The 8,988-nt window shown below is 70.8% G+C and carries 5 protein-coding genes; 3 read left to right on the top strand and 2 right to left on the bottom strand.

Going from position 1 to position 8,988, the window contains the following annotated elements:
* Window positions 1–237 precede the first annotated feature (237 nt).
* A complete protein-coding gene (locus ACH413_RS35990; protein WP_360040294.1) occupies window positions 238–2,424 on the top strand; it encodes an esterase-like activity of phytase family protein in 2,187 nt (728 codons plus the stop codon).
* On the opposite strand, the gene ACH413_RS35995 is transcribed toward ACH413_RS35990, so the two are convergent.
* The gene (locus ACH413_RS35995; RefSeq protein WP_360040291.1) at window positions 2,421–3,248 is read right to left on the bottom strand and encodes an SWIM zinc finger family protein; all 828 of its coding nucleotides are present in this window, start codon (window positions 3,246–3,248) and stop codon (window positions 2,421–2,423) included. The genes ACH413_RS35990 and ACH413_RS35995 overlap by 4 nt on opposite strands.
* The gene (locus ACH413_RS36000; RefSeq protein WP_360040288.1) at window positions 3,241–6,216 is read right to left on the bottom strand and encodes a DEAD/DEAH box helicase; all 2,976 of its coding nucleotides are present in this window, start codon (window positions 6,214–6,216) and stop codon (window positions 3,241–3,243) included. The genes ACH413_RS35995 and ACH413_RS36000 overlap by 8 nt, the downstream gene beginning before the upstream one ends.
* A gap of 30 nt (window positions 6,217–6,246) precedes the next feature.
* Here ACH413_RS36000 and ACH413_RS36005 point away from each other — a divergent pair, with 30 nt between their 5' ends.
* Both ACH413_RS36005 and ACH413_RS36010 read left to right on the top strand, forming a co-directional pair.
* Window positions 6,247–7,713 carry an aromatic amino acid ammonia-lyase gene (locus tag ACH413_RS36005; protein WP_360040285.1) on the top strand — a complete coding sequence of 489 codons (1,467 nt, stop codon included), beginning with the start codon at window positions 6,247–6,249 and terminating at the stop codon, window positions 7,711–7,713.
* An 80-nt stretch (window positions 7,714–7,793) separates the two neighbouring features.
* Window positions 7,794–8,753 carry a zinc-binding dehydrogenase gene (locus ACH413_RS36010; RefSeq protein WP_360040283.1) on the top strand — a complete coding sequence of 320 codons (960 nt, stop codon included), beginning with the start codon at window positions 7,794–7,796 and terminating at the stop codon, window positions 8,751–8,753.
* Window positions 8,754–8,988 lie beyond the last annotated feature (235 nt).

The following is an 8,988-nucleotide window of genomic DNA, read 5'->3' on the forward strand; positions in this document are numbered from 1 at the left end:
CACACGCGCCGTTCTTTCTGAAGACATCTGATGTCTGGAGGCAGCGGGCGTCGTACGGCAGCCGGCAGTCCTATCCCTACGACACGATTAGGAGGCCCACCCAGGCCCGATCTGCCCACTCCCCGGCCAATGCCGTCCGCCCTGAACCCGAGCCACCCCAGAAGATCAGCGAACGTTCACCCAGCGGACGACTCGATCAGCCACACTGCGCGCCTCCGAGCTGTTCGAGGAGGACCAGTGGTCCGGTTGTGCACAGGCCTGGTGGCCTTGGTGTTGCTCGTGTCGGCCGCGCCGGCCGAGGCGTCGGTGCCGTCGCGGTTCCAGCGTTTCGACACGATGTCGGTGTTCCGGAACAGCTCGGCGGGCGAGCACACAGCCGCCGAGATCGCGGCCGCCACCGCGGACGGCAAGCTGGTCGTCTACACCGACTCGCCCGGTCGCCGGATCGGGTTCGCCAAGGCGGGTCAGAAGTTCACGCCGGACGGTGTGCTGCCGATGCCCGGCGAGCCGACGTCCGTCGACGTCATCGGCGGGCTCGCGCTGGTCGCGGTCAACACGTCGAAGTCGTACGCCGAGCCGTCGGGCGTGCTGGTGGTCGTGGACCTCGGCAGGCGGGACGTCGTCGCGACGCACGACCTCGGTGGCCAGCCGGACTCGATCGACATCTCCAAGGACGGCCGGTACGCGGCCATCGCGATCGAGAACGAGCGCGACGAGGACGTCAACGAGGGCGCGATCCCGCAGGCCCCCGCGGGTTTCCTGACCATCGTCGACCTCATCGGGCGTGGGCCGGCGTCGTGGCAGCTGCGCAGGGTCGAGCTGACCGGGATCGCGCAGGTCGCGCCGACCGACCCCGAGCCGGAGTACGTCAGCATCAACGGGCGCGACCAGGTGGCCGTCACGCTGCAGGAGAACAACCACATCGCGATCGTGGACCTGCGCTCCGGCAGGATCGTGCGGCACTTCTCGGCGGGCACGGCCACGGTCGGCGGCGTCGACACCAAGGACGACGGGAAGTTCTCGCCGACCGAGACCATCACCGCCGCCCGCGAGCCCGACGCCGTCGCCTGGCTGGACGACCACACGCTCGGCACCGCCGACGAGGGTGACTACCTCGGCGGCTCGCGCACGTGGACGATCTTCGACGCGGACTCCGGCGAGGTCGTGTTCTCCTCGGGCAACGAGCTTCAGAAGATCACCGTCAGGCAGGGCCAGTACCCGGACGGCCGGTCCGACAACAAGGGCGTCGAACCGGAAGGCCTGGCCGTCGCCTCCTTCGGGCGCGACAGGTACGCGTTCGTCGGCATGGAACGCGCCAACCTCGTCGCGGTGTACGACGTGAGCAACCCGCGCAGGCCGCGTTTCCTGCAGGCGCTGCCGACCGGCGTCGGGCCGGAGGGCCTGCTGCCGATTCCCGCGACCGGCACACTCGTGGTCGCCGCGGAGGAGGACTCGGCGGCGGACGGCATCCGCTCGTCGCTCAGCGGATACCGCCTGACCCGCACACCGCTGGCGTTGTCGTTGGCGCACAACCAGGGCACGCCGTCGATCGTGTCGGAAGGCATCGGATTCGGTGCGCTGTCAGGACTTTCCGGTATCCCCGGCAACCACCGCGACGTCGCAGCCGTGACGGACTCGGCGTACAGCCCGACCAGGATCCTGACCATCGACACCGTCTCGGCACCCGCGAAGGTCCGCAGGGAACTGACGCTCACCAAGGACGGCAAGCCGGTCGGCTACGACGGCGAAGGCATCGCCGTGCGCAAGGGCGGCGGCTACTGGATCGCGGTCGAGGGCGATGGCAAGCAGAAGCCGAACCTGCTCGTCGAAGTGGCCTCCGACGGCGCCGTCACCAGGGAGATCCCGCTGCCGGAGGCGATCGCGAAAACCGCCACCAGCAACGGGTTCGAAGGCGTGACCGTGATCGGCGGCGGCAGGTCCGAGCAGGTGTGGCTGGCCGTGCAACGGGAGTGGAAGGCCGACAAGCCCGGCCAGGCCACGCTGGCCCGGTTCACCCCGGCGACCGGCGAGTGGGCGTTCGCCGCGTACCCGCTCGACGCCCCGCAGGCCGGTGCGTGGATCGGCCTGTCCGAGATCACCGCGCTGAACGACCGCACGCTGCTGATCCTCGAACGCGACAACCAGCGCGGTGACGCCGCCAAGACCAAGAAGGTCTACCGCGTCGACATCAGCGGCCTGACACCGGTGCCCGCAGGAGCCGAAAAGCCTTTGGTGTCCAAGAAACTGACCAAGGACCTCGTCCCCGCGCTCAAGGCGGACGGTGCCGCCACGCACGACAAGCCGGAAGGTCTCGCCGTGATCGGCGACGGCCCCGTCAAGCGGCTGGTCGGCGTGGTGGACAACGACGGTCTGGACGACGCACCGGGCGAGTCGGTCTTCCTACGCCTCGGCTGGCTGTTCTAGTCGCCGGGCTTCAACGCGAGGTACGCCGGGCGCAACAGCTCGGCCAGCGACGACCGGCCGACGGTGATCGGCACCCCGTCGAGCTGGTCGAGCACCGCGTCCGTGCGCACCGCCGCGGTCGGGTCGCCGAGGTTGATGCTCGTGGCGGTCTGCTTCTGCCAGAACGTGTCCAGGCACCTCGTCAGCGGCGGCGCCTCCTCGCGGACCACGGTGGAACGCACGGTCCCGCGCAGCATGCGGAGGCGGTCGAGCAGTTCCTCACGGCCGCGGCCGCGCCAGGCGAGGATCTCGAACGGGTCCTTGTCGAACGACTCGGCCAGCAGGTAACAGGTGGCGGCGAGGTGCTTGCACGGCACCTCCCAGTCCGGGCAGCTGCAGTCCATCGTCAGCTCGCGCTGCGTCGCGGGGAAGAGCCGCAGCCCCAGCGAGGCGAACAGCGTCTCGATGTCGGCGGGCATCTCGCCGGCCAGCAACTTGGCGGCGTACAGGGCCTTCCCGGCCAGGGCGTGCTCGATGCGCTGCCATTCCTGGCCGGTGAACGACTTGATCGCGATCCGCGTCTTGTACGGGGTGGGGCGCGAACCCTGCACCAGCGCGACGACCATGCTCGTGGACAGCGACAACGACAGAACCTGGCCCTGCCGCGCGTAGTTGCGACCGCGGGTCAGCCGCCCGCCCATGCCGAACGACTCCAGCACCTCGATGAACCGCCGCGACCACCAGGTGGCGCCGATGTCACCGCGCTTGCTCGTCGCCTTGATGCCGTTGTCCACCTTGATGGTCTTGCCGTAACGGGGGCGTTCACCCGACCAGTGCTCACTCACCGATGGCCTCCCAGGACAGCGTCAGCAGGTCCCGCAGCTGCGTGGTGGACAGGTCGGTGAGCCAGTTCTCGCCGGCGCCGACCACCAGCTGGGCCAGGGCGCGCTTCTCCTCGATCATGGCGTCGATGCGTTCCTCCAGCGTGCCGATGCAGACGAACTTGCGCACCTGCACGTTGCGCTTCTGACCGATCCGGAACGCGCGGTCGGTCGCCTGGTCCTCGACTGCCGGGTTCCACCAGCGGTCCAGGTGGATCACGTGGTTGGCGGCGGTGAGGTTGAGACCGGTGCCGCCTGCCTTGAGCGACAACAGGAACAGCGACGGGCCCTTCCTGTCCTGGAACCGCTCGACCATGCGGTCGCGGGAGGCCTTGTTCGTGCCGCCGTGCAGGAACATCACCTCGGTGTCGAAGCGCGCGGCCAGGTAGGGCACGAGCATGCTGCCGAACTCGGTGAACTGCGTGAAGCACAACGCCTTGTCGCCCTCGGCGAGCACTTCCTCCAGCACCTCCTCCAGGCGCGCGAGCTTGCCGGAGCGGCCGGCGACGCGGGAGCCGTCGCCGAGGAAGTGGGCCGGGTGGTTGCAGACCTGCTTGAGCTTCGACATGGTCGCGAGCACCAACCCCTTGCGGCCGATGCCCTCCGCTTCCTCGATCTTCTCCAGCATGTCGTTGACGACGGCCTGGTAGAGCGAGGCCTGCTCGGTGGTGAGGTTGCACAGCTGGCGCATCTCGACCTTGTCGGGCAGGTCGCTGATGATGCGCGGATCGGTCTTCACGCGGCGCAGCACGAACGGGTTCGTGATCTTGCGCAGGCGCGCGGCGGCGCCCTGGTCGTTGTGGCGCTCCACCGGGACGGCGAAGCGGGCGCGGAACGTGTTGACCGTGCCCAGCACGCCGGGATTGGCGAAGTCCATGATCGACCAGAGCTCTGCCAGGCGGTTCTCGACGGGCGTGCCGGTCAGCGCGACGCGGTGGCGTGCCTTGATCTGGCGCACGGCCTGGGACTGGCGGGTCGCGCTGTTCTTGATGTTCTGCGCCTCGTCGAGCACGACGCGGTCGAAGGTGAGGTCACTCAGCGCGTCGGCGTCGCGGGCGGCCAGCGCGTAGGTGGTGAGGATGAGGTCGTTGCTCTCCACCGCTTCGCGCAGCGCGTCACCGTCCAGGCGGTCCGCGCCGTGGTGCACGTGCACCGAAAGTTCTGGGGTGAACCGCGCCGCTTCGCGTTGCCAGTTACCGACGACCGACATCGGGCAGATCAGCAACGTCGGCGGCCTCTTGCCGTGGCTGCGGTTCAACGCTTCCAGCGCCAGCAGCTGAACCGTCTTGCCGAGGCCCATGTCGTCGGCCAGGCACGCGCCCAGGCCGATCTTGTCGAGGAACGCGAGCCAGGCCAGGCCGCGTTGCTGGTAGGGGCGCAGCTGGGCGAGGAAGTTCTCCGGCGGCTCAACGGGTTCGATCTGCTCGTCGGCCTTGCCGGACAACAGATCGCCGAGCCAGCCGTCGGCCTCGACGGACATCAGCGGCAGCGGCAGGCTTTCGTCCTCCTCGGTGAGTCCACTGTGGAGCATCACCTCGGCCGCGGTCATCTGCCCGCCGCCGCGCTTGAGGAACGCGAGTCCCGCGGCAAGCCGTTTCTGGTCGACCTGCACCCACTGGCCGCGCACCTTGACCAGCGGCACCTTCGCCCTGGCCAGTTCGGCGAGCTCGGCGTCGGTCAGCGTGTCCTCACCGAGGGCGAGCTCCCACTTGTAGTCCACAATGGACTTCAGGCCGATCTCGCTCTCCTTGGCGACGGTTCCGGCCGTGCCGCGACTCTTCGCGGTGAGCTTCAGCCCGAGCTTCGTCGTCTGCTGCCACCACGACGGCAGCAGCACGCCGAACCCGGCCTGCGCCAGCACGGGCGCCGCGGTCAGGAACCGGTACGCGCCCTCCGCGTCGACCTCCAGCTCGGCCGGGTGCGAGCCGCGCAACGCCTCGTCCAGCTCGGGATGCAGCTTGCTCGCACGGCCGAGGTCGGCCAGGAGATGTTCCTGCGGCGCCGGGATCCAGCGTCGCAGCACGCCGTCGTCCGCGAACCACACCTGCTGCGCCGGCACGAGAACACTCGGCTCGTCGACGGCCTGCAGCAGGAACTCGATGGCCCACTCGTCGTCCTCGCGCTGCTCGGGCGAGCGCAGCCGGAAGCACGTGCGCACCGGGCTCTCGTTGCCCGCGCTGTCCCGCCAGCGGTCCAGTTGCTCGCGCAGTTCGTAGAGCTCGACCGGGTCGGCGTCGAACGCGGGCTCACCGGTGAGCGCGGCGAGCCACGACTCCGCCGTCGTCACGCGGCCACGCCGGTCCGGAGCGAGCGCCGCGCCGTTCAACCGGCTGCGCACCTGCTCGTCGACCGCGGTTGTGAGGGCCGCGCGCACGAGTTCCGCCGGGTCGCTGACGATCTGCTCGCACCGGCAGGCGGGCGGCATCGCGGCCTGCAGCGCAGCGAACCGCGCCGAGTCCGTTCCCGACAGCACCGGCACCCACCGCGCGACGGCCCGTTCCGGCGCGACCGAGGGCAGCACGCGGCCGCGGTCGACCAGGTCGGCGGCGAACCCGGCCACGTCGAACACGAACCGCGCGGAGTCGCTCAGCCGCATCTCGCCACTGAGTTCCGGGGCACCGTCGAGGCGGATCGTGGGGACGCCCCACTGTCGCAACTGGACCTTGCCGCGCGGCGCCCGTCCCGCCGTCAGCGGGTCGCGGACCAGTTCAGGCGAGGCCATCGGCCCCGACGAGAAGGACGGCAACAGCAACGCTCGCATGGTCGTTTTGAGCGGTTCCTGCCCGAGCGCGACGGCCAGCGACTCGGCCGTCGCCGCGAACGGGTGCGGTGCGTCCCGTCGCGTGCTCTCACTGCGTGCGGGCAGCCCGGAGTCTTCGGCCCACAGCGCCAGGACGCCGTCGGTCGTGCACAGGCCATGCAGTACGAGCACCTCCGAACCCTATGTGCTCACATTGGTGCCATGGTCGAAGACTCCCCTGTCGTGCTGGACGGTCAGTCCCTAAGCGCCGACGACGTGGTGCGCGTCGCGCGGTACCACTCCCCGGTAGCTCTGCACGCTGATGGCGTCGCACGCCTCGAAGCGTCATGGGGTGCGAGCCAGCGGCTCGTGGTGCGACGACAGGTCTACGGCCGTACGACCGGTGTGGGCGCCAACCGCGACCAGATCGTCAGCACGGAAGGCTGGGCCGAGCACGGCCTGCGCCTGCTGCGCAGTCACGCGGGCGGACTCGGCGGCATGCTCCCCGAGGAACAGGTGCGCGCCATGATGGTCGTGCGCCTCAACCAACTCCTCGCGGGCGGCGCCGGCGTGCGCAGAGCCGTGGCCGACGCACTGCTGGCCGCTCTGAACAGCAGCTGCTACCCCGGCGTGCACGAGTACGGCGCCATCGGCACGGGCGACCTCACGGCGCTGGCCGAGACGGGCCTGACCCTGCTCGGCGAGCGCTACTGGCTCGGCTCCACGCAGACCCCGGACCCGATCGAGCTCGACTCGGGTGACGCGCTGGCGTTGATCAGCAGCAACGCGCTCACCATCGGCATGGCGGGCCTGGCCTGGCAGGACGCGCACCACCTGCTGAAGGCCACGCACGTGGTCGCCGCGCTCTCGTTCCTGGCCGTGGACGGAGCCGCCGAGGCCTACGACGAACGCGTCCACCAGGGCCGCCCGCACCCAGGCCAGGTCGCCGTCGCCGCCGAGATGCGCCGCCTGATCGGCGACCCCGAGCGCCCGGCCGCGCGCATCCAGGACCCGTTCGGCTACCGCTGCTTCCCGCAGATCCACGGCCCGGCCGTCGACGCCGCCACCGACCTGGCCCGCGTGCTGGACGTGGAGTTCAACGCCGCCGCCGAGAACCCGCTGATCGTCTCCGACCACTTCGGCCCGGAGGACGACGCCGCCTACCACCACGGCGCCTTCCACAGCGCGTACCTCGGCCAGGCGCTGGACCGGCTCCGGTTGTCGATGCTGCACACCGGCCACATCTCGACCGCCCGCCTCGCGACGCTGGTGGAACCGAGCTTCACCGGCCTGCGCCCGTTCCTGGCGGAGGGCGTGCCCGGCAGCTCGGGCGTGATGATCCTCGAGTACAGCGCCAACTCGGCACTCGCCGAAGTCCGCACCCTCGCCGAGCCCGCGAGCATCGGCAACGCCGTCGTGTCGCGGGGCCAGGAGGAGAACTCGAGCTTCGCCTTCCAGTCCGCGTCCCAGGCCCTGCGCTCCCTGACCGCGTTCCGCCTGGTCCTGGCCTGCGAGGTCGTCGCAGCCGTCCGAGCCCTGCGGCTGCGCGGCATCACCCCGCAAACCCCGTCGCTGCGATCCGCCTTCGAAACAGCCGAGTCGAAGCTCAACCCGGACATGTCCGACCGCCAGCTCAGCCCGGACGTGGAGGTGGCCTCGGCACTCCTGGACGACTTCGCCACCTGCTGAATCCGGCCTTGATCTCCACCAAACTGGAGCTTCTACGGTGGACCACGACCAGGTTTGATCGAGTGGGGGATGTGGTTGTGGTGCGTGCTGTCCGTGTGCACGAGTTCGGTGGCCCCGAGGTGCTCCAAGTGGAGGAGATCCCCGACCCGCAAGCAGGACCGGGCCAGGTCGTGGTGGCCTTGGAGGTGGCCGACGTGATCCTCCTGGACACGCTGCTGCGCGGCGGCTGGGGCGGCGAGTACTTCCCGCTGACCCTCCCGTACGTACCGGGTGGAGGCGGCGTCGGCCACGTGCGCGCGGTAGGCGAAGGCGTGGACCCGGCCTGGCTGGGCCGCCGCGTCCTGGCCCGCGCATCCGCCGGCTACGCGGAGCAGACCCTCTTCCCGGCGGACGAGATCGTCGAGGTCCCGGCCAGCCTGGGCTCGGCCGAGGCCGCGGCCATGGTGCACGACGGCGCCACAGCCCTGCTGCTGGCCCGCCGCGTGGAGATCCCGAAGGACGAGTGGGTCCTGGTGGCGGCCGCGACGGGCGGCGCGGGTTCGCTGCTGGTGCAACTCCTGCGCGACGCCGGAGCCCGCGTCATCGCCGCGGCCCGCGGCGAACGCAAGCTGGCGCTGAGCCGCGACCTGGGCGCGGAACACGCCGTCGACTACTCGCTCGACGGCTGGCAGGACCAGGTCCGCGAGGCGACCGGCGGGGTCGGCCTCGCCTTCGACGGCGCGGGAGGAGCACTCGGCAGGGCCGTGTTCGAGGCCGTGGCCGACGGCGGCCGCTTCGTCACCTACGGCAGCTCGGGCGGGTTCGCCGCCATCGACCCGGAGCTGGCAAGCCGCCGACGGGTGCACGTGGATGACGTTCTGGCAGCCGGGGCACCCGACCCGGCGACCTTGCGCGACCTCCACACGGAGGCGCTCGCGCTCACCGCGCAGGGCCGGCTTCGGCCGGTGATCGGCGCGACGTACCCGTTGGCGGAGGCCGAGAAGGCGCACCGGTCGCTGGAGGAACGGACCACGCTCGGCAAGTCGCTCCTGTTGATCTGATCGGTCCCGCGCACGGAGGGTGGGCCTACGCGGGGCAACCGGCTGAGCAGCAGCCAGTCGGAGGGCGGTCGGTCCAGTCCGAGGGCTGGGCGGTCCGGCGGCCAGGCGATCCGAGGGCCGGGCGGTCAGGGGGCCGGGCGGTCAGGGGGCCGGGCCGTCAGGGGGCCGGGCCGTCAGGGGGCCGGGCCGTCAGGGGGCCGGGCCGTCAGGGGGCCGGGCCGTCAGGGGGCCGGGC

It is taken from the genome of Lentzea sp. NPDC020367, assembly GCF_044387305.1.
GTDB lineage: Bacteria > Actinomycetota > Actinomycetes > Mycobacteriales > Pseudonocardiaceae > Lentzea.